The organism is Elioraea tepidiphila DSM 17972, assembly GCF_000378465.1.
In the GTDB taxonomy this organism is placed as follows: domain Bacteria; phylum Pseudomonadota; class Alphaproteobacteria; order Acetobacterales; family Acetobacteraceae; genus Elioraea; species Elioraea tepidiphila.
Genome location: NZ_KB899922.1, coordinates 87,338 through 112,805 on the forward strand (window position 1 = coordinate 87,338; position 25,468 = coordinate 112,805).

Here is a 25,468-nt window from a genome sequence, read left to right on the forward strand (position 1 = left end):
CCGCGGATGTGCCCGAAAGCGCGGCCGCGCTTCAAGATGGATAATGCGCGATCGATGGGTAAAATTGGGGCGTGTCGGACACGCTGTTCCCCACCGCGTCACTCGACGGCCTGCGTCGCGAGACCCGCGCCCAGGCCGTGTTCCTGCCCGCGCTGGCGCCCTTCGCGCCTCAACACTGGCCGCTCGTCGGCCTCTTGCCGGTGCTCGACATCAACGGCGCGCTCGCCGCGGCGCTCGCGTCGCGCGCGCCGTTCCGCACGAGCCCGCCGATCGCGGGGATCTTCGCCACCGACCCGTTCCTGCGCCTCGCCGATCTCGCCGAGACGTTGCGGCGGGCCGCGGTCACGCAGGTGATCAACTACCCGACGGTCCAGCTCTACGATGGCGAAACGACCGCCGCGCTCGCCTCGGTCGGCTACCGGGCGGAGGCCGAGTTCCGCCTGCTCCTCCGCCTCGCCGAACGCGGCTTCGCCCCCATCGCCTGCGTCACCTCGCGCGATGCCGCCGATCTCGCGCTCGCACTCGGGCTGCGGCGGATGGTGCTGCATCCCGGCCTCGGCGCGCGTGCGCGCCCCGCCGCGTGGTGGGCGGAGCTCGCCGGGCATGTCGCGATCGAGGGGGGCGAGCCGCTGCGCTGGCGCGAGCCGGCCGTCGGTCAGGTCTCCAGGCCGAGCCGGCGCATCCGGTTGTAGAGCGTCTTGCGCGCGATGCCGAGGAAGGCCGCGGTCTCGCCGCGGCGGAAGCGGTGCCGGCGCAGCGCGTCGAGGATCCAGGCACGCTCATCCATCACCTGCGGGTCAGGCGCGGCCGTCGCCGGGCCGAGCAGGCGTTCGAGCAGCGCGGCGTCGATCCGGCCGTCGCGCGCCTCGGTCGCGGCGCGCAGCAGAAGCTCCTGCAGCTCGCGCAGATTGCCGGGCCAGGTCTGGGCCATCAGCAGCCGGAGCGCGGCGGGCTCGAGTGTGGGCACGCCGCGGCCGGCGCCGCCCAGCATGGCGCGCGCGAGCAGGGGCAGGTCCTCCATCCGTTCGCGCAGCGGCGGCACCACCAGGCGTTGCGCCGACAGCGCGCGCGCGAGCGCCTCGCCGCCGGGCGGATGCGTCAGCAGCAGCCGCGCGCGCGGCGGCCGCTCGCCGGGCTTGGCGAAGCGCTCGAAGGTGCCGCGATCGATCCATTCCGCGAGCCGCGTGCGCAGCGTCGGCGCCAGCGCATCCGCCTGCTCGATCACCACCGTGTTCTGCGAGAGCGCGAGCAGCCCGCGGCCCGCCTCGCCGAACAGCCGCGCGGCGATGTCCTCGCGCGCATCCAGCAGGGTGAGGTTGCCGCTGCGCCGGCTCGCGACGTGGATCGCGCGCGCGACCGAGGTGCGGCCCGCGCCCGGCTCGCCCTCGATCAGGATCGGCAGGTCGGTCGCGACCAGCCGGGCGATCCGCTGGGCGAGCGCGCGCGCGGCCTGCGACCGCCCGATCAGCCCGGCGATGCGCGGGGCGTCGGCCACGACCTCGGCGCGGAGCAGCCGCGCCGTCTTGAAGGCGGAGGTCGTCTGCATCACCGACATCTCGAGCGGCAGGCGGTCGAGTGTCGAGCCGCCGACATAACCGTCGGCGCGCGAGGCGTCGCAGACGCGGATCATGTGCGACGGATCGACGATCGGGCCGCCCTCGACCAGGCAGAGCGTGCCGCGCGCGACGCGGCGGACATGCGCGAAGATGCGCCGCGCGCGCTCGGCCGCGTCCTCCAGCGGCACGCCGCCGGGAATGCCCATGCTGCCGCCCGCGTTCCAGCCGAAATTCAGGCAGAGATGGCCGACGCCCGCCGCGAGCATCGCGTCCACCTCCGCGCGCGTCTTGGCGTAGCCGAGGGTCGCGAGCCCGAGCTCGCGCGCGAGGCGCAGCATCTCGACCTCGCGCGCGAAGCCGAGCCCGGCGCCTTCGAGCGCGGCGCGGAAGGCGCCGTCATGGTGGATCGCGGTCGGGAAGTTGGTCACCCCGCTGTAGCCGGCCGCGCGGATGCGGCGGAGCAGGGCGGCGAGATCGATGCGCGGATCGCAGGCGGCGGCGCCGAAGAACACCGGGATGGCGACTCGGTCGAGAATCTCGCGCCGGGCGAAGGCATCGGTGAACGGATTGCTGTCGCAGATCGGCAGCATCGCCGCGAGCGAGGGCGCGCCCATGACGCGCAGCCGCCCCGCGTTCAGGGCGAGGAGGAAATCGGCCCCGCCATCGGCGGCGGCACGCGCGGTCATGCCGAGGCCGATGGCCGCGCCGACGAGGATCTCGGAGCGTCGTGCCACGTCGGCGACGCTACCATGCCGGATCGGCCGGGGCATCGCTGCCGCCGTCCCGCCTGTGCCGGCCGGCGCGGCCTCGGTCTCGTGCGGGAATGGCGTCCCCGACAGGATTCGAACCTGTGGCCCCCAGATTAGGAATCTGGTGCTCTATCCTGCTGAGCTACGGGGACGCTCCGTCCTGCTTAGCACAGGCGGGCGCGCCCGGGGATAGAGGCGCGTCCTGCCGCCGCCGGATCCGCCGCGGAAGCGGGGCCCGCCGGCCTTCGCGGTCGTTCGCCCGCGCGATCCATGGCATGACGTGGCAAAGCCAACGGCGTCGGGAGTCGGGACGTGTCGCAGGAAGAGGGGTATTTCCAGCGCTATCATCGGCGCAAGGAGCCGAGCCTCGTGCCGAAGCCGGTCGAGGACGCGACCGATGTCTTCATCGACATGCAGATCGAGATGGAGCGCGCCGATCAGGAACGGCCGCGCGCGCAGCCCCAGTACGAGCCGTTCTCCGAGCGCGGGCAGGCCTGGGTGCTGGCCGCGCTCTGGCCCTTCGGGTTCCTGATCGCCGTTTCGATCGCCGGCGTCGGCGTGGGCATGACGAACTGGCGGTTCGACGACCCGGCCACCTGGTTCGGCATCGTGATCATGCTCGTGGGGCTGAGCGCGATGCTCTCCCTCCTGTTCCTGCCGGTGCGCGGCGCGGTGCGGCTGGTGCGGCGGCCGGGCCGCCGACGCGTCACCCGGCCGCCTCGTTGATCGCCCAGTGCAGGCCGAAGGGATCGCGCAGCATCCCCCAGCGGTCGCCCCAGAACTGACGCTCGAACGGCATCGCCACGGTGCAGCCGGCAGCCAGCGCGCGCGACCACCAGAGATCGCCATCGGCGACCACGAGCTGGAGATGGAAGCCCTGCGGCGACGGCGTCGGTTCGCCGTTGCAGCCGCCCTGGTCGGTCATCATCAGCGCGCCGCCATTGATCTCGATCTGCACGTGCATGAAACGGCCGGGGTTCTGCTGATCCGGGTATCGGCCGAGCTCGCGCGCGCCGAAGGCGCGGGCGTAGAACTCGGCCGCCTCGCCGGCGCGGCCGTTCAGGCCGAGATACGGGATCACGCCGTTCATCACGGCGGCGTCCGGGCAGGTCGTGGCGGAAGGGGCGTCGTTGGGCATGGTTGTCTCCGTCCTTGGCGTGGGTGCAGGCTGCGTCAGGCCGCGAAGGCGAGGCGCAGGAAGTCGTTGCCGAGCGCGGCGTCGTCCGGGCCGCCCATCATCCGCTGCGTGAACAGCAGCGCGACCGTGTCGGTGGCCGGGTCGCACCAGAAGGTGGTGCCGAACCCGCCCCACCAGCCGAACCGGCCGGGGGTCGGCGAGATCGCGTCGGGCGCGGTCACCAGGCCGATGCCGAGCCCCCAGCCATGCGTGTCCCAGAAGCCAGGGAAGAACGGCGAGGCGGCCTTCTGCGCCGGCGTGATCGCATCCGTCAGCATCGCCGCCACGCTCGCCTCGGACAGGATGCGTCGGCCGCGATACGTTCCGCCATCGAGCAGCATCCGGCCGAAGGCGAGCATGTCGTCCACTGTCGAGACATGTCCGCCGCCGCCGGCCTCGAATGCGGGCGGGTCGGCGAAGCCCGCGCCCGAGGCCGGGTTCCAGACCGCGAGCCGCCCGGATTCGCGGTCGCGCCAATAGACCGTGGCCAGGCGCCCTGCCTTTCCGGTCGGCGCGAAGAACCCGGTATCGGTCATTCCGAGCGGCTCGAACAGGCGGCGCCGCTGGAACGCGCCGAGGCTCATGCCGGCGGCGCGCGCGACCAGCACGCCGGCGACATCAAGCCCGGTGTGATAGAGCCAGCGCTCGCCCGGCTGGTGGACGAGCGGCAGCGATCCGAGCCGGCGCAGGAACGCGTCCGGGCCGTCCTGGAACAGGCGCGGACCGGGTGCGACGCCGAGTTCGGCCATGCGGCGGAGCAGCGGCGAGGTGGCGGGATCGGCGAACACCGCGCCGAGCCCCATGCGCATGGTCAGGAGGTCGCGCAGCGTGAGCGGCCGCGTGGCGGGCACCGTGTCGTCGAGCGGGCCCGTCAGGCTGCGGATCACGCGGCGGTTCGCCAGCTCCGGCAGGAACCGGTCCACCGGCTCGTCGAGGCCGAGCACGCCGTCCTCGACCAGCAGCAGCGCGGCGGCCGCGGTCAGCGGCTTGGCGATCGAGGCGACCGCGAAGATCGTGTCGCGCCGCATCGGCGCGCCGGTCTCGAGGCTCCGCACACCGGCGGTATGGACATGCACGGTCTCGCCGCGTGCGACCAGCGCCACGAGTCCCGGAACCGTGCCGGCCGCGACGGCTTCGTCGAGCGCGGCATCGATGCGGGCGAAATCCGTTCCGGCGGCGGTGCGCGGCGCGACTGCCAGCGCGGCGACACCGGCGGCGAGGGCGCGGCGCGGCACACCCTCGCGGTCCTTGCCGCGCGGCAGGGACGGGCAGGGCTTGCCGCCCGGTTCCGCGCCGATCCGGTTGCCTCGGGCGGGGGGACGGGCGTCAGCCACGGCGCGCGGCCTCGATCGCGGCGACGTCGATCTTCCGCATGCCCATCATCGCCTCGAAGGCGCGCCGCGCTTCGTCGCCGCCGGCCGCGATCGCCTCGGTCAGGACGCGCGGCGTGATCTGCCAGGAGATGCCCCACCGGTCCTTGCACCAGCCGCAGGCGCTCTCCTCGCCGCCATTGCCGACGATCGCGTCCCAGTACCGGTCGGTCTCCCGCTGGTCCTCGGTCGCGATCTGGAACGAGAAGGCTTCGCTGTGCCTGAACGCGGGTCCGCCATTGAGGCCGAGGCAGGGGATGCCGGCGACCGTGAACTCGACCGTCAGCACATCGCCCTTCCTGCCGGACGGGTAGTCGGCGGGGGCGCGGTGCACCGCGCGCACCGCGCTGTCTGGGAAGGTCTCGGCATAGAAGCGCGCCGCCGCCTCGGCGTCCTTGTCGTACCAAAGGCAGATCGTGTTCTTGGCCATGGCCTCTCCTCGCCGCTGTGATGTCGATTGCCGTTGCCCTCCGGCACGGGGCCGGGGGGGGTGGTTCCGGCCGCACCTGGCGCCGCCGCCGGATCGCAGGCGGGACGATACGCTCCCGTTCGGTCCGGTCCGTCCGGGGTGCCGCGCCCGGTGCCGCATGCGCCCCTTCCGGACCAGGGCGGCCGTGGCATGATGGCCGCACGACGTAACGGACCCGGTTGACGGAAAGATTGATATCAACGTAAATGGGCCATGTCAAACCCCGCTGACGTGTCGCGCGCGACCACGCTGCATGTCCGCGACCACTGCCTCTGCCTGCACGTGCAGCGCGCCGCACGGGCACTCGCGCGCCGCTTCGACGAGGCGTTCCGCCCGCTCGGCCTGACCAACGGCCAGTTCTCGCTGATGATGGCGCTCAACCAGCCCGAACCCCCGCCGATGGGCCGGATCGCTGCCTTCCTCGCGATGGACCGCACCACGCTGACCGCGGCGCTCAAGCCGCTGGAACGGCGCGGCCTGGTCGAGGTGCGGCCACACCCGACCGACCGGCGCAGCCGCGTCATGGCGCTCACGCCCGCGGGGCGCGCGCTGCTGGCGGAGGCTGTGCCGATCTGGACGAGAACCCATCGGGAAATGGAGGCGACGCTGGCCGAAGGTGAGGCCGACCGGCTGCGCGCTGCGCTCGCTTCGCTCGCCGAACCGCCTCGCGCAACGCATTGACGCGATGGGGCTTTGCGCGGAGGGTGCGGGTGCATCGTATCCCCCCGCTGCCCCGTCCACGTGCATGAACATCTTCCACGCCTTCCGCGACGCCATCGCCGCCGCCCTGCCGAACGCGCCGCCCGACGGCTTCACCGTCGAGCCGCCGCGCGACCCCGCCCACGGCGACATCTCCACCAACGCCGCGCTGGTGCTGGCCAAGCCGCTGCGCACCAACCCGCGCGCGCTCGGCGAACAGCTGGCCGAGTCGCTCCGAGCCCATCCCGCCGTCGCCGCCGCCGCGGTCGCCGGCCCGGGCTTCGTGAACCTGACGCTCCGCCCCGAGTTCCTCCAGGACCGGCTGGCCGACATCCTCGCCGCCGGCACCGACTACGGGAACTCGACCCTGGGCCAGGGCGTGCGCGTGAACGTGGAATACGTCTCCGCCAACCCGACCGGGCCGCTGCATATCGGCCACTGCCGCGGCGCCGTGGTCGGCGACGCGCTCGCGAACCTGCTCGCCAAGGCGGGCTACGACGTCACGCGCGAGTACTACATCAACGACGCCGGCGCGCAGGTCGATGCGCTCGCCTGGGCCGCCTACTGGCGCTACCTCCAGGCCCTCGGCACCACGCTCACCGAGGCCGAGTTCGACGCGCGCGTGCCCGGCGGGCTGCAATACCGGGGCGACTACCTGATCCCCGTCGGCGAGGCGCTCGCGCGCCGCCACGGCACCGCCCTCGCGGGCCCGAACGCCACGCCGGCCGATCCGGCGCGATGGCTCGAGCGCGTGCGCGACGAGACGATCGCCGCGATGATGGAGACCGTGCGCGAGGATCTCGCCGCGCTCGGCGTGCGCCAGGAGGTGTTCACCTCCGAGGCGGCGCTGGTGCGCGCGCGCGCGGTCGAGCGCGTGCTGGCCGAGCTCGAAGCGCGCGACCTGATCCATGTCGGCGTGCTGGAGCCGCCCAAGGGCCAGAAGCCCGATGACTGGGAGCCCAGGCCGCAGACGCTGTTCCGCGCCAGCCGCTTCGGCGACGACATCGACCGGCCGCTCAGGAAGTCCGACGGCTCGAACACCTACTTCGCCAACGACATCGCCTACCACGCCGACAAGATCGCGCGCGGCTTCACCCGGCTGATCGACGTGTGGGGTGCCGATCACGGCGGCTACGTCAAGCGCATGCAGGCGGCCGTGCAGGCGGTGGGCGAGGGGCGCGCGACGCTGGAGATCGTGCTCTGCCAGATCGTGCACCTGCTGAAGGGCGGCGAGCCGATGCGCATGAGCAAGCGCGCCGGCACCTTCGTCACGCTGCGCGACCTGATCGACGAGGTCGGCCGCGACGTCGTCCGCTTCATCATGCTGACGCGGCGGGCGGACGCGCAGATGGAGTTCGACCTCGACAAGGTGCGGCTGGAGACCAAGGACAATCCGGTCTTCTACGTGCAGTATGCGCATGCGCGCTGCCGCTCGGTGCTGCGCCACGCGGCCGAGGCGTTCGGGGCCGAGGCGGTCGCGCCGGCGGCGCTCGCCCGCGCGCCGCGCGGTGCGCTCGCCGATCCGGCCGAGCTCGCCCTGATCCGCGCGCTCGTGCAGTGGCCCCGCGTGGTGGAGCAGGCGGCCCAGGCAGCCGAGCCGCACCGAATCGCGTTCGCCCTGTATGATGTCGCCGCGACCTTCCACGCGCTGTGGAACAAGGGCCGCGAGGAGACCGAGCTTCGCTTCATCCGCACGGATGCCCGCGAGGAGACGATGGCGCGGCTGGCGCTGGTGTCCGCCACCGCCACCGTGATCGCCTCCGGGCTCGCCGTGATGGGGGTGGAGCCGGTCGAGGAGATGCGCTGAGGCGCACGGAGGACGGAGAGCGGGCGTGAGGGCCGGCGACCTCGACATCCCGGCGGCGCGGTTCGGCGAGCCGGCCTGGCGCCAGCGCGACCGGCGCGGCCGGCCGCGCGTGCTGCTGCTCGCCGGCGTGGTCGGCGTGCTCGCCTTCGTCGCCGCCGTCGCCCTGGTCGGCACCGGCGAGCGGGGCGAGCGCGAGGTGCCGTTGATCGTCGCCGACAATGCCCCGTTCCGGGTCCGCCCGGCCGATCCGGGCGGGATGCAGGTGCCGAACCAGGACCAGCTCGTCTATCAGCGCATGGCCGGGGCGGCGCCGTCGGCCCCCGGCCGCCGGATCGAGGTGCTGCTGCCGCCGCCCGAGGCGCCGCTGCCCGTGCCGCGCGCGGCCCCGCCGGCGCGGGCGCCGGTGCCCGAAGCGGCCGCCCCGGCCGAGGCCCCGGCCGCTCCGCCGGCTGAAGCCGCCACGCCCCAGGCACCGCCGCAGGCCACGCCTCAGACCACGCCCCAGGCCACGTCCCAGACCGCGGCCCTGCCGCTGCCGCCGCCCGCCGCGGCGGCCGCGCCACCCGCCGCGCCGCCAGCCGCCCCCGCGCGCGCCGACGGTCCCGTGCAGGTGCAGCTCGCCGCGGTCGGCAGCGAGGCGGCCGTGCAACCCGAATGGAACCGGCTGCGTGCGCGTCTGCCCGATCTCCTGGCGGGTCACAGCCTTGTCGTCAGCCGCGGCGAGCGCGACGGCCAACCCTTCTGGCGCGTGCGCACGGGCGGCTTCGCCGATGTCGCGGCCGCGCGCGGCTTCTGCGACCAGGTGCGCGCGCGGGGCCTCACCTGTTTCGTCGTCGGCGGATCCTGAGGGCAGAGTGGACGAGGACGAGGAGGCGCCGCGCGCCGCGATCGTGGGCCTTTCCGGCCTCGAACTGACATCGGCAGAGCGAAAGATCTTCGCGCGCACCAAACCGCTGGGCGCGATCGTCTTCGCGCGCAACATCGACAACCCGCGACAACTCGCTGATCTTCTGGTGGAATTCCGGCTCGTGATCGGCCGCCACGATGCTCCGGTCCTGATCGACCAGGAGGGCGGGCGGGTCGCCCGGCTGCGCCCGCCGCATTGGCGCCATCCGCCGCCGGCCGCCACCTTCGCCGACCTCTATCGGCGCGATCCGGCCGCGGCCCGGCGGGCGGCGCACCTGAACGCGCGGCTGATCGCCGAGGACCTGAGGGAGGCCGGCATCACGGTGGACTGCGCCCCCGTGCTGGACCTGCCGGCGCCGGACGGTCACGACGTGATCGGCGACCGCGCGCATGGCGACGACCACCGCATCGCCACCGCGCTCGGCCGCGCCGTCATCCGCGGCCTCCAGGGAGGTGGCGTTGTGCCGGTGATCAAGCATCTGCCGGGCCACGGCCGCGCGACCGCCGACAGCCATGAGGCGCTGCCGGTGGTGGAGGCGCCGGCGAGCGAGATCCTCGCCCATGACGCCCGGCCCTTCGCCGCGCTGGCGCGCGAGCGCGTCTGGGGCATGACCGCGCACATCCTGTTCACGGATCTCGATCCCGAGCGTCCCGCCACCATCTCTCCCGCCGTGATCGCGTTCATCCGCCGCCGCGTGGGCTTCCACGGCTTCCTCGTCACCGACGATCTCGCCATGAAGGCGCTGGCCGGGCCGCCGGGGGCGCTCGCGCGCGCCGCGATCGCGGCCGGCTGCGATGCGGTGCTGGAATGCGCGGGCGACCCGGCGCGCACCGAGGAGGTGCTGGCCGAGACCCCCGCGCTGACGCGCGAGGCCGCCCAGCGTCTCGACCGGTCGGCGCATTGCGCGCTGTCCAGGCGGCTCCGGCTCGATCGCGACCGCGCGCGCGCCTCGCTCGACGCCCTGCTCGCGTGATCGAGTCGATCCTCTGGGGGGTGGCGGTGATCGCCCCCGGCGCGCTGGTCGCCATCATCCTGCACGAGGTCGCGCATGGCTGGGCGGCGAACGCGCTCGGCGACCCCACCGCGAAGCGCCTCGGCCGGCTGTCGCTGAACCCCGCGCGCCACGTCGATCCGTTCGGCACCATCGCCCTGCCGCTGATCCTGTTCGGCCTGCAATGGATGACGATCGGCCGGGTCGAGTTCCTGTTCGGCTGGGCCAAGCCCGTGCCGGTGGACACCCGCTACTTCCGCAGCCCGCGCCAGGACATGGCGCTGGTGGCGGCGGCCGGGCCGGCGATGAACCTCGCACTCGCCTTCGCGATCGCGGCGATGGGGCATCTGGTGGACATCCCGCCGCGCCCGGTCGGGCTCTTCCTCGCCGAAATGATCCTGTTCGCGGTGCAGATCAACCTGCTGCTGATGCTGTTCAACCTCATCCCGGTGCCGCCGCTGGATGGCGGGCGCATTCTGGTCGGGGTGCTGCCGCTCGGGCCCGCGCGCGCGCTCGCCCGGCTGGAGCAGGCCGGCATCTTCATCGTGCTGTTCGGCCTGTTCGTCGTCCCGGCGATCCTGCGCCAGGCCGGCATCCCGACCGACCCGATCGGGCGCTGGCTGCTGCCGCCGCTGTTCTGGCTCAGGCGGCTGGTGTTCACCGCGGTCGGGCTCTAAACCGGGGCACGCATGACCGAGGATGCCGTCACCGCATTCGAAGGCCCGCCCCCCCGCATCGCGCCGCTCTCGGTCGCGGTGGAGGGGTTCGAGGGGCCGCTCGACCTGCTGCTCGGGCTCGCGCGCGAGCAGAAGGTCGATCTCGCCCGCATCTCCATCCTCGCCCTCGCCGAGCAGTATCTCGCCTGGGTCGAGCAGGCGCGGGCCCTCGACCTCGACCTCGCCGCCGACTTCCTGGTGATGGCGGCCTGGCTCGCCTATCTGAAGTCGCGCCTGCTGCTGCCGCCGGCCGAGCGGCCGGAGGACGAGCCGAGCCCGGAGGAGGCGGCCGAGCTGCTCGCCTTCCAGCTCCGCCGGCTCGAGGCGATGCGCGAGGCGGGCGCGGCGCTGATGGCGCGGCCGCGCATCGGGCTGGATGTCTGGCCGAGGGGCGCGCCCGAGGCGCGGGTGGAGAAGGTGCCCGGCGGATGGGCGCTGACCATGCATGAGCTGATCGCGGGCTATGCCGCCGCGCGCCGGCGGGGCCTGGGCCGGCGCGGCTACATCCCGCCGCCGATGCGGCTGATGAGCGTGCAGGACGCGCTGGAACGTCTCGGCCGGCTGTTGCGCGTGGTGCCGGACTGGGCGGTGCTGACCCGCTTCCTGCCGCCGGGCCTCGGTCCCGGCCTGCCGACCCGCGCGGGGGTCGCCTCGATGCTGATCGCCGGGCTGGAACTCGCCAAGGACGGGCGGCTCGACCTGCGCCAGGAGGAGCCGTTCGGGCCGATCTGGGTGAAGCCCGTCGCGCCTGCCGCGGGCGAGGGCACGGCATGAGCGAGCCGGCCGAACTCCCCCTGCCGCCGCCCGAGGTGCAGGCCGAGCATCTGCGCATCGCCGAGGCGCTGCTGTTCGCCGCCGCCGAGCCGGTGACGCCCAAGGCGCTGGCCGAGGTGCTGCCCGAGGGGGCGGATGCGCGCGCGACCGTCGCGGCGTTGCAGGCGGCCCTCGCCGGCCGCGGCGTCGAGGTCGCCGAGGTCGCGGGCGGCTGGCAGCTCCGCACCGCGCCCGATCTCGCGCCGATCCTGCGCAGGCGCTTCGAGGTGCCGCGCCGGCTCTCCCGCGCCGCGGTCGAGACGCTCGCCATCATCGCCTATCACCAGCCGGTCACCCGCGCCGAGATCGAGGACATCCGCGGCGTCGCGCTCGGCCAGGGCACGCTGGACGCGCTCGCCGAAGCCGGCTTCGTCGAGCCCAAGGGACGGCGCGAGACGCCGGGCCGGCCGACCACCTGGGGCACGACGAAACAGTTCCTCGCGCATTTCGGCCTCGCCTCGCTCAAGGACCTGCCGAAGCTCGACGAGCTGAAGGCGGCCGGGCTGCTGGAGCTCCGCCCCGGCGCGCTCACGCCCGCGGGCGCGGAGGAGGGCGTGCTGCCGCCGCCCCCCGCCGAGCGCGACGAGGAGGCGCCGCCGCCGCTCGACCCCGAGGACGAGGGGGCGCGGGGAGGGTAGGGCCATGGCGCTCCGCCTCGAAGCCATCCGCCATGCGTTCGGCGCCCATGTGGTGCTGCGCGGCATCGACCTCGCGGTCGCGCCGGGCGAGATCGTCTGCCTGCTCGGCCCCTCGGGCGACGGCAAGACCACGCTGTTGCGGATCGCCGCGGGGCTGACGCCGCTCCAGCACGGCCGGGTCTGGATCGGCGGCGCGCTGGTGGCCGAGCCCGGCCGCGAGGTGCCGCCCGAGGACCGCGGCGTGGGGCTGCTGTTCCAGGACTTCGCGCTGTTCCCGCACCTGACCGTGGCGCAGAACATCGGCTTCGGCCTGCGTGGCGCGCGCAAGGCCGAGCGGGTGCGCGAGATGCTCGCCCGCGTCGGCATGGAGCGCTTCGCCGACGCCATGCCGCACACGCTCTCGGGCGGGCAGCAGCAGCGCATCGCGCTCGCCCGCGCGCTGGCACCGCGCCCGCGCGTGCTGCTGCTCGACGAGCCCTTCTCCGGGCTCGATGCGCGGCTGCGCGACCGCGTGCGCGACGACACGCTGCACGTGCTGCAGGAGGAGGGGATCGCCGTGCTGATGGTCACGCACGACGCCGAGGAGGCGATGTTCATGGCCGACCGCATGGCGATGCTGCATGACGGGGTGATCGCCCAGGAAGGACCGCCCGCGGAGATCTACCTGCACCCGGCGACACCCTTCGTCGCCGCCTTCCTCGGCGAGGTGAACCGGCTCGCGGGCCAGGTGCGGCTGGGCATGGTGGCGACCCCGTTCGGTCCGGTGCCGGCGCCCGGCCTGCCCGACGGGGCGTTGGTGCAGGTGCTGATCCGCCCCGAGGGCATCCGGCTGATGCCTGCCGAGGCCGGCGAGCCCTGCCATGCGCGCGCGCGCGTCGAGGCCTCGCGCCTGCTGGGCCGGACCTCGATGGTGCACCTGTCGGTGGAGGATGGCGGCCGCGAGGTGCACATCCACGCCCGCATTCCGGGCGAATACCTGCCGGCGCGCGATGCCGTGGTGGCGGTTGCGCTCGACCCGACGAGGGCGCATGTGTTCCCCGATGGGCAGCAGGACCGCGCGGCGGCATGAGCGGAGGGCGGGCGCGGGCTCGCGGGACCGCGCGTTGCCGCGGGGGGGCCGCTCTGCCATGATCCGCGCTCTCGCCGGGGACGCGGCGACAGCGCCCGGGGGACGCGCACGGACATGAGTATCGGCATCTGGCAGATCGTGATCGCGGGGCTCGTGATCGCCCTGCTGTTCGGCTCGCACCGGATCCCGGCGCTGGCGGCCGAGGCGGCGAAGGGGCTGAAGAGCCTCAAGCGCGAAGTGACCAAGGCCAGGACGGACAGCGCCGATGCCCCCTTCGACGAGGGCGAGGCGAACCCCAAGCGGTGAGGATGGGCGCGGCTCGCTGAGCGCCGCGCCGGTGGAACATGCTGGATCTGGCCTGGACCGAAATCGCGCTGATCCTGGTGGTCGCCCTGATCGTCATCGGGCCCAAGGATCTGCCGCACGCGATCAAGGGGATCGCCGAGTTCATCCGCAAGGCGCGGCGCATGGCCGGCGAGTTCCAGGTGCATGTCGACGAGATGATGCGCGAGACCAAGCTCGACGAGGTGAAGCGCCAGATCGACGAGGTGCGGCACGGCGCCTACGAGATGAAGCGCCAGTTCGAGGAAGAGATCGACAAGGACCGCGACATCGCCAAGTCCTTCAGCGACCCCTTCGCCGAGCCCGTGACCCCGCCGCCGGGCCCCGCCGCGACGCCGGCCCCCGCGCCGGTGCCCGCCACGGCCAGCGCGGAGCCGGCTGCCGCGCCGCCGCCGCCACCGCCGCCGGCCGCGGATGAGCCGCCCGCCTTCCTCCCGCCCGGCACCAAGACGCGCGACACGGTCTGAGCCGATGCGCCCCGAGGAGGACACGATCGACGACAAGCCGATGCCGCTGATCGATCACCTGATCGAACTGCGGCAGCGGGTGATGCTGGCGCTCGGCGGCTTCGTGCTGGCCTTCATCGTCTGCTACGTCTTCTCCCAGCAGATCTACGGCTTCCTCGCCGCCCCGCTCGCCGACATCCTGCAGCAGCAGACCGGGCAGGAGCGGCGGATGATCTTCACCGCCCTCTACGAGGCGTTCTTCACCTACCTGAAGGTGGCCTTGTGGGGGGCGCTGATGATCAGCTTCCCCTGGTGGGCGACCCAGCTCTGGCTGTTCATCGCCCCGGGCCTCTACCGCTCCGAGAAGCGCGCGGTGATGCCGTTCCTGATCGCGACCCCGTTCTTCTTCGCGATGGGGGCGGCGTTCTGCTACTACCTGGTCATTCCGGCGGCGTGGCACTTCTTCCTCTCCTTCGAGAGCCCCCAGGGTGCGGGCGGACTGCCGATCCAGCTCGAAGCCAAGGTGGGCGAGTACCTGTCGCTGGTGATGCGACTGATCTTCGCCTTCGGCTTCGCCTTCCTGATGCCGGTCGGTCTCGTGCTGATGGCGCGCGTCGGCATCATCACGCCCGAGGGCATGGCGTCGAAGCGGCGCTACGCCATCGTCGGCATGTTCGTGCTCGCCGCGGTCATCACCCCGCCCGACGTGATCAGCCAGGTGGGGCTCGCGCTGCCGCTGATCCTGCTCTACGAAGGCTCGATCATCGCCGCGAAGATCTTCCGCAAGCGCGCGGAGGCCGCCGCGGCCGCTGCCGCCGCCGACTGACCAGACCGGGTTTCTCCGATGCATGACATCCGCCGCATCCGCGAGGCGCCGGAGGCGTTCGACGCGATGCTCGCCCGCCGCGGGCTCGGCGCGCTCTCGGCCGAGCTGCTGTCGCTGGACCGGCGCCGGCGCGCCGCGCAGACCGCGTTCCAGGAGATGCAGGCCGCGCGCAACGCGCTCTCCAGGCGCATCGGGGCCGCGCGCGGCAAGGGCGAGGACGCCTCCGCGCTTCAGGCCGAGGCCGCGTCGATGGCCGAGGCGATCGCGCGCGAGGAGGCGGAGGAGAAGCGCCTCGGCGCCGAGCTCGACGCGCTGCTCGCGACGATCCCGAACTGGCTCGACGACGCGGTGCCGACCGGGACATCCGAGGCCGACAATGTCGTGCTGCGCAGCTGGGGCGAGAGGCGGAGCTTCCCGTACACGCCGCTCCAGCATTTCGAGCTCGGCGAGCGGCTGGGGCTCGGGTCCCCATCGCGCGCGCGCGATGGGAGCCCGCTGATGGATTTCGAGGCGGCGGCGCGGCTCGCCGGCGCGCGCTTCGTCGTGCTGAAGGGCGCGCTGGCGCGGCTGGAACGCGCGCTCGGCCAGTTCATGCTGGACGTGCAGACGGGCGAGCACGGCTACACCGAGGTCAACCCGCCGCTGCTCGTGCGCGAGGCCGTGCTCTATGGCACCGGGCAGCTGCCCAAGTTCCGCGAGGACCAGTTCGAAACGACCGACGGGCGCTGGCTGATCCCGACCGCCGAGGTGCCGTTGACCAATCTCGCGCGCGAGCGGGTGCTCGACGAGGCGGAACTGCCGATGCGCGTGACGGCGCTGACCCCCTGCTTCCGTTCCGAGGCGGGCAGCGCCGGGCGCGACACGCGCGGCATGCTGCGCCAGCACCAGTTCATGAAGGTCGAGCTCGTCTCGATCACCACGCCCGAACGGTCGGACGCCGAGCACGAGCGCATGACGGCCTCGGCCGAGATCATCCTGCAACGGCTCGGCCTCGCCTATCGCGTGGTCGATCTCTGCTCGGCCGATATCGGCTTCGGCGCGACCCGCACCTACGACCTGGAGGTCTGGCTGCCGGGGCAGGGGGCGTATCGCGAGATCTCGTCCTGCTCGAACTGCCGCGACTTCCAGGCCCGGCGGATGGACGCGCGCTATCGCCCGGCCGAGAGCAAGGGCACGCGCTTCGTCCATACGCTGAACGGCTCGGGGGTCGCGGTCGGGCGCGCGCTGATCGCGGTGATGGAGACGTATCAGCGCGCGGACGGCGGCATCGACATCCCCGAGGTGCTGCGCCCCTACATGGGCGGGCTCGCGGCGATCACGCCATGACGCATCGTCACGCCCCGCTCGCGGATCTCTCGGCCGCGCGCATCCTGGTCACCAACGACGACGGCATCGCCGCCCCCGGCATCAAGGTGCTGGAGAAGATCGCGCGCAGCCTCTCGCGCGATGTCTGGCTGGTCGCGCCCGAGACGCAGCAATCGGCGGTGAGCCATGCGCTGACCGTGCGCCGGCCGCTCCGCGCGCACCGCCTCGCGCCGCGCCGCTTCGCGGTCGAGGGCACGCCGACCGACTGCGTGCTGGTGGCCGTGCACGACATCCTGGGCCGCCGGCCGCCCGATCTCGTGCTGTCGGGCATCAACATGGGCGCCAATCTGGGCGAGGACATCGGCTATTCCGGCACGGTGGCCGCGGCCATGGAGGCGACCCTCCTCGGCCGGCGCGCGATCGCGCTCTCGCTCGACCTGCCCGAGCGCAACGGGGCGAAGCCGCGCAAGCCGCGCTGGGACACCTGCGAGACCGTGCTGCCCGACATCATCCGCCGCCTCGCCGCACAGCCCTGGCCGGACGAGACGCTGGTGAACGTGAACGTGCCCGACCGCTCGGTCGACACCCTGACCGGCGTGCGCGTGGCGCATCAGGGGCGCCGCAAGCAGGGGCTCGCGCTCGAGAAGCGCACCGACCCGGACGGGCGGCCGTATTACTGGCTGGTCGACTGGTCGAAGGAGGAGGTGCAGCCGCGCGGGTCGGACCTCTCGGCGATCAATGACGGCGCGATCGCGATCACGCCGATCTCCATCGACTTCACCGCGCGCGGGTTCCTGGGCGATCTGCGCGCCGCCTTCGGCTGAGACGTGGCGTCAGATCCCTCGCGCATCCGCCTGATCCTGGCGCTGCGCCGGGCCGGGATCACGGACGCTTCCGTGCTCGCGGCGATCGAGAGCATTCCCCGCGAAGCCTTTGTTCCTGAGACATTCAAGGACCAAGCGTGGGAGGACACCGCGCTGCCGATCGGGCTCGGCCAGACGATCAGCCAGCCGCAGGTGGTCGCGCTGATGACCGAGGCGCTGCGGGTCTCGAAGAAACACAGGGTGTTGGAGATCGGCACGGGCTCGGGGTATCAGGCCGCGGTGCTGGCGAAGCTCTGCCGCCGGCTCTACACGATCGAGCGCCACCCGGCGCTGCTGGAGCGCGCCGAGGCGATCTTCCGCGAGCTCGGCCTCACCAACATCGTCACGCGCTGCGCCGACGGCACGAAGGGCTGGCCCGAGCTCGCGCCGTTCGACCGCATCATCGTCACCGCCGCCCCGCGCGAGGCGCCGCCCGCGCTGCTCGAACAGCTCAGCCCCGAGGGGGGCGTGATGGTGCTGCCCATGGGGCCGGGCCCGCATGACCAGTGGCTCTGGCGCCTGACCCGCAGCGGCGATGCCTGGGAGCGCGAGCGGCTTACGGCCGTGCGCTTCGTGCCCCTGGTGCCGGAGCCGCCGCCGGCGACGGAGACGCTGGACATTCCCGTGCGGGACTGAGGCATCCCGGCAACGCCCGGATGCAGAAATGTCACGGTCAACGCGGTCTGGGTTGCACCCCGACTCGGCGCCTCCGTATAACCGACTCGGGACGAGTCGCAGGGCGTGAGGAGCGTTTCATCGTGACGCCGGTTCCGGGGCTCCGGAGATGCAACCTGGGCGTGTCGGCGGTGCTGCTCGCCGGGCTGGCGGTGGCCGGCTGCGTCGGCCGCGCGCCGGTGCCGACCCAGGTCGCGCCCGCGGTCACGCCGACCCTGGTCGCGGTGCTGCCGGGCGACACGGTGCGCGCGATCGCGCGGCGCAACGACGTGGACTGGCAGGAGCTCGCGCGCGCGAACGGCCTTGCCGCACCCTACACGATCCGCCCCGGCCAGCAGCTCATGCTGCCGCTGCGTCTGCCGCCACCCGTGCCGGTCGGCGCGGCGATCGCCCAGGCGCCCGACCCGGTCGCGACCGCGCCGGTCAGCACGCTCGCCGAGGGCGCGCGCAGCGTGGTCGCCGAGCCGCTGGCGCCGCCCGGGGCGGCGCCTGCCGCCGCCCCCGTCGCGCCCCAACCTGTCTCCGCCCCGCCGCTGGCCGAGACCCTGCCGCTGCCGCCCGACCTGCCCGGCGCCTTCGTGCTGCCGGCCTCGATCGGCGGCGTGCCGGTGCCGCCCGTCTGGCCGGACGACGCGCCGGTGGCCGAGACCGATCTGCGCGCGATCGCCGAGGCCCCGCCGCCCCCCGGCGCGCAGCGCTGGACGCGCGGCTCGGGCCGCTTCGCCTGGCCGGTGCGCGGCCGGGTCGTCTCGACCTTCGGCCGCAAGGGCGGGGGGCTGGTGAATGACGGGGTGAACATCGCCGCCCCGCTCGGCACGCCGATCCGCGCGGCCCATGCCGGCACGGTCGTCTATGTCGGCAACGAGGTGCGCGGCTTCGGCAACCTGATCCTGATCCGCGACGCCTCGGGCGTGGTCACGGCCTATGCCCATGCCGACGCGGTGGCCGTGCGCCAGGGCCAGTCCGTGCGCGAGGGGCAGGTGATCGGCCGGGTCGGCAGCACCGGGGCCGTGAACACGCCGCAGCTCCACTTCCAGGTGCGCCGCGACGGCCGGCCGGTCGATCCGATGCGCTATCTCGGCGGGCAGGTCGCCGGGGGGTGATACCCCTTCAGCCGCGGGCGTCGCGGCGCGCCTGTGCCGCCTTGCCCCGCTGCGAGACACTGCCGACGACGATCCCGGGTGGCCCCTGGCGCGACCGGCGGATGCCCTTGGCTGCCATGCCGCGCCCCGCCGTCATGCCGGCATCGGGGTGATGCACCGGCGCCTCGCGGCGGCGGGCGAGCGCCGCCTCCATCCGCGCCTGCATCGAGGCGCGCTTGCGCTCGGCCGAGAGCCGGTCGAGCCGAGCGTTCACCCGCTTGAGCGCGCGCGCATAGACCTGCTTCTTGGCGGCGAGGCCGCGTTCGCTGGCGGCGCCCGCCTCCGGGGTGCCGCCCTTGCCGCGGCGCGCCCGGCGGCGGCCGGCGATCACGCCGCGCGCGCGGTCGCGCGCCTCGCGCAGCCAGCGGGCGAGCGCGCGCAGCTCCTCCTCCGGCAGCGTCTCGACCTCCGGGTAGTGGCTCTTCACGATCTGGCCGTACTCGGCCTCGGAGACGAGGCGGCGTTCGGTGGCGAAGCACTGGCCCATGGGCGATCCTCCGTCTGCTGCGATCGTGGCCGGTATCCCACGGCGCGGAGGTCCGGCCCAGGCGTGCTCACCCGATCCTGACGCCGTGCCGCCCGGCAAGATCCTGGATGAACTGCCAGGCCACGCGCCCCGAGCGCGACCCGCGCGTCACCGCCCACTCGGCGGCCTCGCGCTTGAGCGTCTCGGGATCGACGGGGATGCCGAAGGCGCCGGCATAACCCTCCACCATCGCGAAATAGGTCTGCTGGTCGCAGTGGTGGAAGCCGAGCCAGAGGCCGAACCGGTCCGACAGCGAGACCTTCTCCTCCACCGCCTCGCCCGGGTTGAGGGCCGAGGAGCGCTCGTTCTCGATCATGTCGCGCGACAGCAGATGGCGCCGGTTCGAGGTGGCGTAGAACAGCACGTTCGCCGGCCGCCCCTCGACGCCGCCTTCCAGCACGGCCTTCAGGCTCTTGTAGTCGCTCTCGCCCGCGTCGAAGGAGAGGTCGTCGCAGAACAGCAGGCAGCGCCGCCCCGCCTCGCGCAGCACCGCCATCAGGGTGGGCAGGCTGCGGATGTCCTCGCGGTGGATCTCGATCAGCACGACGCCGCCGCTGGCGCGCGTCTCCTCGTTCACCGCGGCGTGGATCGCCTTCACCAGCGAGGACTTGCCCATGCCGCGCGCCCCCCAGAGCAGCGCGTTGTTGGCGGGCAGGCCGCGCGCGAAGCGGCGCGTGTTCTCCAAGAGCACGTCGCGCTGGCGCTCGATCCCGTGCAGGAGCGTGAGCGGGATCGCGCTCACCCGCGGCACCGGCCAGAGCGCGGCGCGCTCCGGATGCCAGACGAAGGCGTCCGCCGTGGAGAGATCGGCCGGCGGCGGCGGGGGTGGGGCGAGGCGCTCCAGCGCCGAGGCGATGCGGGCGAGCAGGGCCTGGGTGTCGTGGCTGTCCATCATGGGCGCGGGGTGTCCCCGCCGCGCGCCGCCGCGTCAAGACGGGCGGCTACATGGCGGCCGTGAACCCGCCATCGACGTAGAGGATTTGGCCCGAGACGTAGGACGCCGCCGGCGAGGCGAGGAACACCGCCGCCCCGGCGATCTCCTCCGGGTCGGCCCAGCGGCCCGCCGGCGTGCGCGCGCAGACCCAGGCATTGAAGGCCGCGTCCTCGACCAGGGGCCTGTTCATCTCGGTCAGCACATAGCCGGGCCCGATCGCGTTCACGGTGACGCCGTGCTTCGCCCATTCGGTGGAGAGGCAGCGCGTGAGCGAGCGCAGCCCGCCCTTGGCCGCGCCATAGGCGGGGATGTTGGCCCGTCCCAGTTCGGACAGAACCGAGGCGATGGTGATGATGCGCCCGCGGCCCCGCTCGATCATGCCGGGCGCGACCAGCTTGATCAGCCGGAACGCGGCGTTCAGGTGCGTCTCGATGATCGCGTTCCAGGCCTCGTCGGGGAAGCTGACGGCCGGCGCGCGATGCTGCTGCCCGGCGTTGTTCACCAGGATGTCGATCGGGCCGAGGCGGTCGATCACGGCGCGCGCGGCGTCCGTGTCGGTGACGTCGAAGGGGGCGGGGAGCGTGGCGATGCCCTCGCGGCCGAGCGCCTCGGCGGTCGCCGCCACCGTCCCGGCCGAGCGTCCGTTCAGCGCCACCTCGGCGCCGGCGAGCCCGAGCGCGCGGGCGATCGCGAAGCCGATGCCGCGCGTCGAGCCGGTGACGAGGGCACGCTGGCCGGTGAGGTCGAATCCGGGATGGGGCATGGGCCGTCCTTCCTGCTGGGCGGACAGCCTGCCATGCCTGGCGGGCGTGTCGAGGCCGCGGCGCTACCGGGTCCCCGCGATCACGATCGCCGTCGAGCGCATCCGCACCTCGCCGCCGTCGCGCGCGGGGGCGCGCGCGGACCGGCGGGGCGCTACTGCGGTTCGCTGAACCCGCTGCCCGAGCCGGGCTGGACGAACTGGCGGCTGTCCATCATGACGCGCACCGGCCGGCCCTGGCGGCAGTTCGCCATGCAGGCCTCGTTCGGCGTATCCGGCCGTTCCTCGAGGATGAAGCCGTCGCGGTTCGGCATGCGGATCGCGCGCAGGCCGTCCGCGTCCAGAACCGCGTCGGCCGGCAGCAGCTCGTTCAGGTGCAGCACATAGGCGACGATCGCGTAGTACTCGTCATCCGTCAGGCTCTGCGGCGCGGCATAGGGCATGGCCCGGCGCGTGTAGTCGAACAAGATCGGCGCCGAGGGCCAGTAGCTGCCGACCGTGCGCTGCGGCGTCTCGGTGGTGAGCGAGCCGCGCCCGCCGATCAGCGCGGGCCAGCGGTCCACGCCCTCGCCGAAATCGCCGTGGCAGGACGCGCAGTGGGTGACGTAGAGTTCCTCGCCATCGGCCACCGAGCCGCGGCCGGGCGGCAGGTTCGAACCGTCGGCGCGGATCGCGATGTCCCAGCCGCGGATCTGCTCCGGGGTGGCGGGCGCGCCGAAGCCGAGCCGCGGCGGCAGGGCGGGCAGGCCGGGGGGTGGCGGCCATGCCGCCTCCCATGTGTTGCCCTGCGGCGGCGCGATGAAGGGCTTGTAGGCGTCGATCGCCTGCGCCGCCACGGCCACGGTCCCGGCCAGCGCGGCCGCGCCGAGGCCCAATCCGATCGTCCTACGCATCGATCTGCACGTTCACCGTTGTGCCGTCGCGCTCGACCAGCCAGGTCTGGATCGCGTTGTTGTGGTAGATGCTCTCGGTGCCGCGCGCCGCGCGCAGCATGCCGATGGTGGGCTGCACGCGTCCGGTCTCGTCGATCGCGCGGCTCTCCAGGTAGAACGGACCCGTGTTGGGCCGCCACTCCCAGGGGATGCGGAAGCGGGTGAGCGCCTTCGGCAGCACCGGCTGCTGCAGCTCCGCCGTGCGCCAGGTGTCGCCGCCGTCGACCGAGACGTCCACGCGCGCGATCCGCCCCAGCCCCGACCAGGCGAGGCCCTTGATCTCGACGAAGCCCGACACGCCGGTCAGCGGCTTCTCCGGGCAGGGATAGGTGATCACCGAGCTCACCTCGTTGACGAAGGTGAACTGGCGCGCCTTCCCGGAGGGCAGCAGGTCGGTGTAGTTGCGCGTCTCCTGGCGGTGGTACCAGGGCCGGTCGCCGACCTCGATGCGGCGGAGCCACTTGATCCAGACATTGCCCTCCCAGCCGGGCACGACCAGGCGTACCGGATAGCCCTGCTGCGGGCGCAGCATCTCGCCGTTCTGCCCCCAGGCGAGCATGCAGTCGTCCAGGCATTTGGCGATCGGCAGGCTGCGCGTCAGATGCGCCGCGTCGCCGCCCTCGGCCAGGATCCAGGAGGCGTTCGGCTTCAGCCCGGTCTCGGCGAACAGCGTGCGCAGCGACACGCCGGTCCACTCGCAGCAGTGGATCATGCCGTGGGTGTACTGGACCCCCGACATCTGCGCCCCGCGCCACTCCATGCCGCCGTTCGCCGGGCATTCCAGGAACAGGATGCGGCTCTGCGAGGGCATCCGCATCAGGTCCTGGAGCGTGAAGACCATCGGCCGCTCGACCAGCCCGTGCACCATCAGCCGCCAGTCCTGCGGATCGATGTCGGGGTAGCCGCTGTGGTGGCGCTCGAAGCAGAGCCCGTTCGGCGTGATGATGCCGTGCAGGTCGGCGAGCGGGGTGAACGAGACCGAGCCGTGGCGGTCGGCGGTGAGCCAGGGCACGTAGCGCCGCACCACATGCGATTCGTGCGGCGAGGGCAGGCCGTAGGGCTCCTCGATCACGCCGGGGCCGAGGCTGCGGCTCCACTCCGGCAGGTTGGGCGGGTGGTTCTCGGGATTGCCCGAGGCGGCGGCGCGGGGGGCGAGGCTCGCGGCGGCGAGCCCGGCGCCGAGGCCGAGCACGCCGCGCCGCGAGGGCGGGGCGGGCGGGCGCATCGTCCGTCCCTCAGCTCAGCCCGAACATCTGCCGGGTCAGGCTCTCGTACCAGCCGTCGGCGTAGAGCGCCTCCAGCCGGCGCTGCTCGGCGCGGCGCTCGGGCGTCATGGTCTCGTTGCGCGGGCTGATGCCGCCCGAGTTCGGCACCTCGACGAAACGATCCCCGTCGGCGCGGTAGGTGCCCACGATCGAGATGCCGTAGTCCGGCCCGACATGGCTGTAGCAGGTGTTGAAGTAGACCGGATCGGGCGGCTCCTGGCCGCGCAGCGCCGCCACCGCCGCCGCCACCGCCTGGCGCGCATGGGTGGAGGCGACATAGCCCGATTTCGGCATGGGCGCGGCGATCGAGGCATCGCCGATCACGTGGATGCCCGGCACCTGCGCGCTCTCGAAGCTGCGCGCGCGCACCGGGCACCAGCCGGACTGGTTGGCGAGCCCGGCGTCGCGCGCGATCTTCGCCGCCATCTGCGGCGGGATCACGTTCGCGACCGCGGCGCGGTGCACCTGGCCGAACTCGGTGGTGAGCGTCAGGGCCTGCGGATCGACCTTCATCACCTTGCCGTCGTTGGAGGCGCTGACCCACTCGATCATGCCGGGGTAGAGCTCGGCCCAGGCCTCCATGAACAGCGGCTGCTTGGAGAACCCGCCTTTCGAATCCAGCGCGAGGATCTTGGAGCGCGGCTTGGCCCGCTTGAAGTACTGCGCGACCATGCTGATCCGCTCGTAGGGGCCGGGCGGACAGCGGAACGGATTGTCCGGGATCGCCATCACGAAGGTGCCGCCGTCGGGCATCTCGCGGAGCTGGCGCTCCAGCACCGTGATCGGCTGGAGCGAGGGCACCCAGCCATGCGGCATGCGCTCCGCCGCGGCCTCGGTGTAGCCCTCGATCGCGCCCCAGCGCAGGTCGATGCCGGGGCTCATGATCAGCCGGTCGTAGGGCACGGTCGTTCCGCCGGCGAGGCGCACGCCGCGCGCCTGTGGATCGACCGCGACCGCATCGTCGTGCACCACGCGCACGCCGCGGCGCGCGAGCGCGTCGTAGGTGAAGGTGATCTGCTCGATCCGCCGCGTGCCCCCGAGCACCAGATTGCCGTAGGGGCAGGTGGTGAAGCTGCGCGCGCGTTCGACCAGCGTCACCTCGACATCCGGGAAGGCGTCGCGGGCGAAGCGCGCGGCCGAGGCGCCGCCGAAGCCGCCGCCGACGATGACGATGCGGGCCGCGGTCTGCGCGCGCACGCGCGGCGCGGCGAGGGCGGCGAGGCCGGCCGTGCCGGCGAGCGCGGCGCGGCGGGTGAGCGTGGGTCCGGTCATGGGCGATCCTCCCTCAGTTCGCCCGCGCGAAATGCGCGGCCATCAGGGCGAACTCCTCGTCCGTGTAGCCGCGGGCGATGCGGTCCATCACGGTCGGCTGCGGGTTCCCCTTGCCTTCGCGGAACGCCTGCATGGTGGCGATGAAGTCGGCGCGCGACTTGGTGCCGGCGATCGCCGGCACGCCGTTGCCGCCCTCGCCGGACTGGCCGTGGCAGCCGGTGCAGCCGCCCGTCACCAGCGCGGTCCGCAGCGGATCCGCCGCCGCCGGCGCGGCGAGCAGCCCCAGAAGCGCGATCGCGGTCGCGGTCAAACCTTGTCCAGGCACGCGAATCCTCCCCTTCCGTTCCCGTGGTTTTTCCTATTCTGAGGGTCGGGAATCGGAGACGTCAACCAAAAGTTCTGACATTCGAAGGTTGAGTCCGGCGCTCAGTCACGCTATGCGCTTCGGACTCGTGTCTGGGAGGAGATCCATGCGTCTGACTGTCATGATCATTGCCACCGCCGGGCTGTTCGCTGCCGCGCCGGCCGCCGCCAGCGGCGACCCCGCCGCCGGCCAGCGCGTGTTCAACCAGTGCCGCGCCTGCCACACCATCAACGAGGGCGGACGCAACGGCGTCGGCCCGAACATCCACGGCATCGTCGGCCAGCCTGCCGGCGCGCGCGAGGGCTTCCGCTACTCGGCCAAGATGCGCGAGCTCGCCGAGGGCGGGCTGACCTGGACCGAGGAGAACCTGCGCACCTATCTGCGCAATCCGCGCGATCTGGTGCCGGGCGGCACGATGGCCTTCGCCGGCATCCGCAACGACCAGCAGCTCAACGACCTGATCGCGTTCCTGAAGCAGAACTGACGCGCCCCATGCGGCGGCGGGCAGCCCTCGCCGGCCTGTTCGGTGCGGCCGTGGGCGCCACCGCGCGCGCGGCCGGGCTCGCCTTCGTCATGGTCGAGCATCGCGCCTGCCCGTTCTGCCACGCCTGGCACCGCGCGATCGGCCCGATCTGGCCGAAGAGCGATCTCGGCCGGCGCGCCCCGCTGCGGCGCGTCGAACTCGGCGCCGAGCCTCTGCCCGCGGCGATCGGCGAGGTGCGCGTCACGCCGACCTTCGTGCTGGTCGCGGACGGGCGCGAGGTCGGCCGGATCGTCGGCTATCAGGGCGAGACGCTGTTCTGGCAGCAGGCCGAGGCGCTGTTTGCGCGGCTCGACGGGTCCGGCCGCTGAGGG

The 25,468-nt window shown here is 73.2% G+C and carries 30 protein-coding genes and 1 tRNA gene; 19 read left to right on the top strand and 12 right to left on the bottom strand.

Features of this window, described 5'->3' with window-relative positions; genetic code table 11:
- The first annotated feature begins 71 nt into the window (after window positions 1-71).
- A complete protein-coding gene (locus F563_RS0111615) occupies window positions 72-692 on the top strand; it encodes a phosphoenolpyruvate hydrolase family protein (RefSeq protein WP_019014848.1) in 621 nt (206 codons plus the stop codon).
- Here the strand turns inward: F563_RS0111615 and F563_RS24470 are convergent.
- Together F563_RS24470 and F563_RS0111625 are read right to left on the bottom strand one after the other, a co-directional pair.
- Window positions 656-2,290, bottom strand: coding sequence for a phosphoenolpyruvate hydrolase family protein (locus tag F563_RS24470; protein ID WP_162140587.1), 1,635 nt, complete (start codon window positions 2,288-2,290; stop codon window positions 656-658). The genes F563_RS0111615 and F563_RS24470 overlap by 37 nt on opposite strands.
- A gap of 90 nt (window positions 2,291-2,380) precedes the next feature.
- A tRNA-Arg gene (locus F563_RS0111625) sits at window positions 2,381-2,457 on the bottom strand.
- A gap of 160 nt (window positions 2,458-2,617) precedes the next feature.
- Here F563_RS0111625 and F563_RS0111630 point away from each other — a divergent pair.
- Entirely contained in the window at window positions 2,618-3,031 is a 414-nt protein-coding gene (locus tag F563_RS0111630; protein ID WP_019014849.1) for a hypothetical protein, read from the top strand.
- On the opposite strand, the gene F563_RS0111635 is transcribed toward F563_RS0111630, so the two are convergent.
- The 3 genes from F563_RS0111635 to F563_RS0111645 are packed head-to-tail and all read right to left on the bottom strand — an operon-like array spanning window position 3,012 to window position 5,282.
- On the bottom strand, window positions 3,012-3,443 hold the full coding sequence (locus F563_RS0111635) for a VOC family protein (protein ID WP_019014850.1): 432 nt from the start codon (window positions 3,441-3,443) through the stop codon (window positions 3,012-3,014). The genes F563_RS0111630 and F563_RS0111635 overlap by 20 nt on opposite strands.
- Before the next feature lie 35 nt (window positions 3,444-3,478).
- Complete coding sequence (locus F563_RS0111640) at window positions 3,479-4,816, bottom strand: serine hydrolase domain-containing protein (protein ID WP_211211424.1); 1,338 nt, start codon at window positions 4,814-4,816, stop codon at window positions 3,479-3,481.
- Window positions 4,809-5,282, bottom strand: coding sequence for a VOC family protein (locus F563_RS0111645; RefSeq protein WP_019014852.1), 474 nt, complete (start codon window positions 5,280-5,282; stop codon window positions 4,809-4,811). The genes F563_RS0111640 and F563_RS0111645 overlap by 8 nt, the downstream gene beginning before the upstream one ends.
- A gap of 252 nt (window positions 5,283-5,534) precedes the next feature.
- On the opposite strand from F563_RS0111645, the gene F563_RS0111650 reads away from it, so the two are divergent.
- The 15 genes from F563_RS0111650 (at window position 5,535) to F563_RS22395 (ending at window position 18,521) form a co-directional block, all read left to right on the top strand.
- Complete coding sequence (locus F563_RS0111650) at window positions 5,535-6,002, top strand: MarR family winged helix-turn-helix transcriptional regulator (protein WP_026299523.1); 468 nt, start codon at window positions 5,535-5,537, stop codon at window positions 6,000-6,002.
- 64 nt (window positions 6,003-6,066) lie between these two features.
- Window positions 6,067-7,827, top strand: a complete 1,761-nt coding sequence (gene argS / locus F563_RS0111655) for an arginine--tRNA ligase (RefSeq protein WP_019014854.1) — start codon at window positions 6,067-6,069, stop codon at window positions 7,825-7,827.
- Between the two features lie 25 nt (window positions 7,828-7,852).
- A complete protein-coding gene (locus tag F563_RS22375; RefSeq protein WP_019014855.1) occupies window positions 7,853-8,674 on the top strand; it encodes an SPOR domain-containing protein in 822 nt (273 codons plus the stop codon).
- 7 nt (window positions 8,675-8,681) lie between these two features.
- Window positions 8,682-9,707 (top strand): beta-N-acetylhexosaminidase, encoded by a 1,026-nt coding sequence (gene nagZ, locus F563_RS0111665; protein WP_019014856.1) that lies wholly within the window; start codon window positions 8,682-8,684, stop codon window positions 9,705-9,707.
- Complete coding sequence (locus tag F563_RS0111670; RefSeq protein ID WP_019014857.1) at window positions 9,704-10,402, top strand: site-2 protease family protein; 699 nt, start codon at window positions 9,704-9,706, stop codon at window positions 10,400-10,402. The genes nagZ and F563_RS0111670 overlap by 4 nt, the downstream gene beginning before the upstream one ends.
- 12 nt (window positions 10,403-10,414) lie before the next feature.
- Window positions 10,415-11,215, top strand: coding sequence for a segregation and condensation protein A (locus F563_RS0111675; RefSeq protein WP_019014858.1), 801 nt, complete (start codon window positions 10,415-10,417; stop codon window positions 11,213-11,215).
- Window positions 11,212-11,892 carry an SMC-Scp complex subunit ScpB gene (gene scpB, locus F563_RS0111680; RefSeq protein WP_019014859.1) on the top strand — a complete coding sequence of 227 codons (681 nt, stop codon included), beginning with the start codon at window positions 11,212-11,214 and terminating at the stop codon, window positions 11,890-11,892. Before F563_RS0111675 ends, scpB begins: the two co-directional genes overlap by 4 nt.
- Window positions 11,893-11,896: 4 nt before the next feature.
- The gene (locus F563_RS22380) at window positions 11,897-12,961 is read left to right on the top strand and encodes an ABC transporter ATP-binding protein (protein WP_019014860.1); all 1,065 of its coding nucleotides are present in this window, start codon (window positions 11,897-11,899) and stop codon (window positions 12,959-12,961) included.
- Between the two features lie 114 nt (window positions 12,962-13,075).
- Window positions 13,076-13,267, top strand: coding sequence for a Sec-independent protein translocase subunit TatA/TatB (locus tag F563_RS0111690; protein WP_019014861.1), 192 nt, complete (start codon window positions 13,076-13,078; stop codon window positions 13,265-13,267).
- Between the two features lie 38 nt (window positions 13,268-13,305).
- Window positions 13,306-13,770, top strand: a complete 465-nt coding sequence (gene tatB / locus F563_RS25365; protein ID WP_019014862.1) for a Sec-independent protein translocase protein TatB — start codon at window positions 13,306-13,308, stop codon at window positions 13,768-13,770.
- A 4-nt stretch (window positions 13,771-13,774) separates the two neighbouring features.
- Entirely contained in the window at window positions 13,775-14,575 is an 801-nt protein-coding gene (gene tatC, locus F563_RS22390; RefSeq protein WP_019014863.1) for a twin-arginine translocase subunit TatC, read from the top strand.
- A gap of 18 nt (window positions 14,576-14,593) precedes the next feature.
- Window positions 14,594-15,901 carry a serine--tRNA ligase gene (gene serS / locus F563_RS0111705; protein ID WP_019014864.1) on the top strand — a complete coding sequence of 436 codons (1,308 nt, stop codon included), beginning with the start codon at window positions 14,594-14,596 and terminating at the stop codon, window positions 15,899-15,901.
- A complete protein-coding gene (gene surE / locus F563_RS0111710; protein WP_019014865.1) occupies window positions 15,898-16,704 on the top strand; it encodes a 5'/3'-nucleotidase SurE in 807 nt (268 codons plus the stop codon). Before serS ends, surE begins: the two co-directional genes overlap by 4 nt.
- Window positions 16,705-16,707: 3 nt before the next feature.
- On the top strand, window positions 16,708-17,379 hold the full coding sequence (locus F563_RS0111715) for a protein-L-isoaspartate(D-aspartate) O-methyltransferase (RefSeq protein WP_019014866.1): 672 nt from the start codon (window positions 16,708-16,710) through the stop codon (window positions 17,377-17,379).
- Between the two features lie 122 nt (window positions 17,380-17,501).
- Window positions 17,502-18,521 (top strand): M23 family metallopeptidase, encoded by a 1,020-nt coding sequence (locus tag F563_RS22395; RefSeq protein WP_162140588.1) that lies wholly within the window; start codon window positions 17,502-17,504, stop codon window positions 18,519-18,521.
- Between the two features lie 7 nt (window positions 18,522-18,528).
- Here F563_RS22395 and F563_RS0111725 read toward each other — a convergent pair whose 3' ends face one another.
- The 7 genes from F563_RS0111725 to F563_RS0111755 form a co-directional block, all read right to left on the bottom strand.
- The gene (locus F563_RS0111725) at window positions 18,529-19,047 is read right to left on the bottom strand and encodes a hypothetical protein (protein ID WP_019014868.1); all 519 of its coding nucleotides are present in this window, start codon (window positions 19,045-19,047) and stop codon (window positions 18,529-18,531) included.
- Between the two features lie 67 nt (window positions 19,048-19,114).
- Window positions 19,115-19,981: an ATP-binding protein gene (locus F563_RS0111730; RefSeq protein WP_019014869.1), complete on the bottom strand. Its 867-nt coding sequence runs from the start codon at window positions 19,979-19,981 to the stop codon at window positions 19,115-19,117.
- Window positions 19,982-20,027: 46 nt separating this feature from the next.
- A complete protein-coding gene (locus F563_RS0111735) occupies window positions 20,028-20,783 on the bottom strand; it encodes an SDR family oxidoreductase (protein ID WP_019014870.1) in 756 nt (251 codons plus the stop codon).
- Window positions 20,784-20,935: 152 nt separating this feature from the next.
- Window positions 20,936-21,673 (bottom strand): c-type cytochrome, encoded by a 738-nt coding sequence (locus F563_RS0111740; RefSeq protein ID WP_026299526.1) that lies wholly within the window; start codon window positions 21,671-21,673, stop codon window positions 20,936-20,938.
- Entirely contained in the window at window positions 21,666-22,937 is a 1,272-nt protein-coding gene (soxC, locus tag F563_RS0111745; protein WP_019014872.1) for a sulfite dehydrogenase, read from the bottom strand. The genes F563_RS0111740 and soxC overlap by 8 nt, the downstream gene beginning before the upstream one ends.
- Window positions 22,938-22,947: 10 nt before the next feature.
- Entirely contained in the window at window positions 22,948-24,249 is a 1,302-nt protein-coding gene (locus F563_RS0111750; protein WP_019014873.1) for an NAD(P)/FAD-dependent oxidoreductase, read from the bottom strand.
- Window positions 24,250-24,262: 13 nt separating this feature from the next.
- Window positions 24,263-24,574, bottom strand: coding sequence for a c-type cytochrome (locus F563_RS0111755; RefSeq protein ID WP_035575128.1), 312 nt, complete (start codon window positions 24,572-24,574; stop codon window positions 24,263-24,265).
- A 145-nt stretch (window positions 24,575-24,719) separates the two neighbouring features.
- Between F563_RS0111755 and F563_RS0111760 the strand changes: the two genes are divergently transcribed.
- Entirely contained in the window at window positions 24,720-25,097 is a 378-nt protein-coding gene (locus tag F563_RS0111760) for a c-type cytochrome (protein ID WP_026299527.1), read from the top strand.
- 8 nt (window positions 25,098-25,105) lie between these two features.
- On the top strand, window positions 25,106-25,465 hold the full coding sequence (locus tag F563_RS22400; protein WP_019014876.1) for a YbbN family protein: 360 nt from the start codon (window positions 25,106-25,108) through the stop codon (window positions 25,463-25,465).
- Window positions 25,466-25,468: the final 3 nt, after the last annotated feature.

Excerpts from the sequence above, each read along its gene's own strand:
- F563_RS0111675 (WP_019014858.1), top strand. The coding sequence starts at position 10,415 with ATGACCGAGGATGCCGTCACCGCATTCGAAGGCCCGCCCCCCCGCATC.
- F563_RS0111735 (WP_019014870.1), bottom strand. The coding sequence starts at position 20,783 with ATGCCCCATCCCGGATTCGACCTCACCGGCCAGCGTGCCCTCGTCACC.
- F563_RS0111650 (WP_026299523.1), top strand. The coding sequence starts at position 5,535 with ATGTCAAACCCCGCTGACGTGTCGCGCGCGACCACGCTGCATGTCCGC.
- soxC (WP_019014872.1), bottom strand. The coding sequence starts at position 22,937 with ATGCGCCCGCCCGCCCCGCCCTCGCGGCGCGGCGTGCTCGGCCTCGGC.
- F563_RS0111730 (WP_019014869.1), bottom strand. The coding sequence starts at position 19,981 with ATGATGGACAGCCACGACACCCAGGCCCTGCTCGCCCGCATCGCCTCG.
- F563_RS0111635 (WP_019014850.1), bottom strand. The coding sequence starts at position 3,443 with ATGCCCAACGACGCCCCTTCCGCCACGACCTGCCCGGACGCCGCCGTG.
- tatC (WP_019014863.1), top strand. The coding sequence starts at position 13,775 with ATGCGCCCCGAGGAGGACACGATCGACGACAAGCCGATGCCGCTGATC.
- F563_RS0111740 (WP_026299526.1), bottom strand. The coding sequence starts at position 21,673 with ATGCGTAGGACGATCGGATTGGGCCTCGGCGCGGCCGCGCTGGCCGGG.
- F563_RS0111690 (WP_019014861.1), top strand. The coding sequence starts at position 13,076 with ATGAGTATCGGCATCTGGCAGATCGTGATCGCGGGGCTCGTGATCGCC.
- serS (WP_019014864.1), top strand. The coding sequence starts at position 14,594 with ATGCATGACATCCGCCGCATCCGCGAGGCGCCGGAGGCGTTCGACGCG.
- F563_RS0111750 (WP_019014873.1), bottom strand. The coding sequence starts at position 24,249 with ATGACCGGACCCACGCTCACCCGCCGCGCCGCGCTCGCCGGCACGGCC.
- F563_RS0111760 (WP_026299527.1), top strand. The coding sequence starts at position 24,720 with ATGCGTCTGACTGTCATGATCATTGCCACCGCCGGGCTGTTCGCTGCC.
- surE (WP_019014865.1), top strand. The coding sequence starts at position 15,898 with ATGACGCATCGTCACGCCCCGCTCGCGGATCTCTCGGCCGCGCGCATC.
- argS (WP_019014854.1), top strand. The coding sequence starts at position 6,067 with ATGAACATCTTCCACGCCTTCCGCGACGCCATCGCCGCCGCCCTGCCG.
- tatB (WP_019014862.1), top strand. The coding sequence starts at position 13,306 with ATGCTGGATCTGGCCTGGACCGAAATCGCGCTGATCCTGGTGGTCGCC.
- F563_RS22380 (WP_019014860.1), top strand. The coding sequence starts at position 11,897 with ATGGCGCTCCGCCTCGAAGCCATCCGCCATGCGTTCGGCGCCCATGTG.
- F563_RS22400 (WP_019014876.1), top strand. The coding sequence starts at position 25,106 with ATGCGGCGGCGGGCAGCCCTCGCCGGCCTGTTCGGTGCGGCCGTGGGC.
- F563_RS0111645 (WP_019014852.1), bottom strand. The coding sequence starts at position 5,282 with ATGGCCAAGAACACGATCTGCCTTTGGTACGACAAGGACGCCGAGGCG.
- scpB (WP_019014859.1), top strand. The coding sequence starts at position 11,212 with ATGAGCGAGCCGGCCGAACTCCCCCTGCCGCCGCCCGAGGTGCAGGCC.
- F563_RS0111725 (WP_019014868.1), bottom strand. The coding sequence starts at position 19,047 with ATGGGCCAGTGCTTCGCCACCGAACGCCGCCTCGTCTCCGAGGCCGAG.